Raw genomic sequence first — 1,655 nt, 5'->3', positions numbered from 1 at the left:
TGGCTCCGGTACGCGAGTGTCTGTCCGTTCTCGTACTCGACGACAATCGCATCCTCAAGGCCGTCCACAGTCGCTCTCGAACCGTCAGCAGCCCAGACGGGGTCCATCGGTTCCGCTGTTAGCGGATTCCGCTCTGTCTCTGCAGTGGGCCACACACCCCGCGATTTCCAGTATGACCGGATGTGTCGCAAACTCTCTCGAACCGTCTCTCGGATCGAGAGATGGTCCGCACTCCCGTAGCCGTGTGGTGAGAAATACTCCCCGTGAAGTGCCGCTAAGTGGACCCCGTTCCAGTCGACGCCGACGATATCGGCTGGCTCCTCGCCGGTCACACGCGGCTGTGTTAGCTCCTCGATTACTGGATACTGCTTCGTGGGACTTGCCCCTAGCAGATGCACGCGCCGCCCCCGCCAATCGACGATGTCCGTGTACTCCTCGGCAGTCTGGTCAGAGTAGCCCATCGGGTAGCCGAGTATCATGTCCTCGTCGATTACGTCGATTGCTTCGTGGCATTTCGGAACGATGATGACCTCGGTCCCCGGAAACTTCCGTTTCAGCTCCCGTCCGGCTTGGTTGTACCGACGGGCTTCTTGCCGGTCGTATGCGTCGCCAAGCATCCCAACCGACGGCTCGTACCGCTCGAAGCGCTCGATATACCGGTCCAAATCTGGATTCCGGAAGTCGTTGTCCAGAATCTCAATCGGGACCTCGACGTTCCGCAGCGAGGACTGGTAGGTGTAGTCCTCGCGAACACCGACGGTGAATCCGAGACGGTAAGCATCGATTACGAAGGGCTCGCGATGAAGGAACCCAATGTACTCAGCCTGCTGTGCATCGCCGACAGCCGCCGCTGACCAGGAGTGTCGTGCCTCAGAAGACATGAACATCACCGAGCGCACCGACCGGCGCGCCCAGCTGGCAGGCGCGGCAAAAAACGACCCCGCGGCTTAAATACCGAGACGGGAGGAAGTGTCTTTCAGAATGAAGGAAGGGATCGAATCGCAGTACGACGACCCTGACAGCCACCGGGGCGACTACCCTCCGGACTGGCCTTACAGGATTGTTTTCCGGAAGCAGTTGGACAACAACACTTGCGCCAACTGCGAGATGCAGTACCCCTCGGAAGAGTTGGAGGTCCTGCGACGAATCCCTGCCGAGAACGGCGGGACGAACAAAACCACGAACCTCCTGACAGTGTGCTCTACCTGCGAAGACGCTGTCAAGCAGGAGGGCCGTCTAAACCTCCCACAGTCGCTCAAAGAAGAGCCTGCCGGCGGTTCCGAAGAGGACACTCACAGAGTCTTGCCGCTGCAGAGTGACGTCCCAAGGACTGAGGAAACTGAGACTGACGTGACCGAACAGGCGGGGCAGTCCCGAGGGTCCTCCCGCTTGGAGGTCAACCATATTCCACGGTCGACGAGGACTCCAACCGACCGACCGACGACGGAGAGGAGCGATGAACAGTCCGACCAGGGCGACACTGCCGACGAGCGTGCTATATCGAGTCGGGTGCTCTTCGCGTCCATCGGGGGGACAGCGATGGTTCTGGCATATCTCTGTGCGATTGCTGTCGCCTCTTTCTTGCCCCCGCTTGTGAGTGACGTAGCGTTCTACGGCCTCCCGCTGGCTGGGCTCGTGACCGGAGTCCGATGGCG

The 1,655-nt window shown here is 60.2% G+C and carries 2 protein-coding genes; one reads left to right on the top strand and one right to left on the bottom strand.

Annotated elements, in window-relative coordinates; genetic code table 11:
* On the bottom strand, positions 1-881 hold an 881-nt coding region (locus RBH20_RS21300; RefSeq protein WP_306712421.1), incomplete at its 3' end, for a DUF6610 family protein.
* Between the two features lie 100 nt (positions 882-981).
* Here RBH20_RS21300 and RBH20_RS21295 point away from each other — a divergent pair.
* Positions 982-1,655: HNH endonuclease signature motif containing protein (locus RBH20_RS21295; RefSeq protein WP_306712420.1), on the top strand; the 674-nt coding region annotated here is incomplete at its 3' end.

The sequence above is a fragment of the Haloarcula sp. H-GB4 genome, from assembly GCF_030848575.1.
GTDB lineage: Archaea > Halobacteriota > Halobacteria > Halobacteriales > Haloarculaceae > Haloarcula.
Note: the sequence above shows the minus strand (reverse complement) of the source record. Positions and strands in the feature narration are given on the sequence as shown.